This is a genomic window from Dellaglioa sp. CoH-56-MRSF-12 (genome assembly GCF_056782075.1).
Window position 1 is genome coordinate 1 of record NZ_JBXAYD010000122.1, and the last position, 260, is coordinate 260.

Here is a 260-nt window from a genome sequence, read left to right on the forward strand (position 1 = left end):
GAACGTGGCGAGCGCGGCGGCCACGCCCGCGCGACGGTTCAGCCACGCGGCCGCGAGCGTCAGCGCGGCCGCGACCGCGAGGCCGGCGTACAGCCACATCTGGAACGCCCGGTACAGCGCGTTCGGCGTGCGGGCGTCGCCCTGGTACGCGAGGAAGACGATCCCGAACGCCGCGGCGACGAAAAACACGAGGTAGCCGAGCAGGTGGCGACGGAAGCGGTCGGCCGTCATCAGCGGCAGGTACGCGCCGATGATCAGCG

Annotated in this window: 1 protein-coding gene; it reads right to left on the minus strand. The window is 72.7% G+C overall.

Annotated elements, in window-relative coordinates; translation table 11 throughout:
• A partial coding sequence (locus tag AC1RPY_RS08010; protein ID WP_481763154.1) for a hypothetical protein occupies positions 1-260 on the minus strand: 260 nt, incomplete at both ends.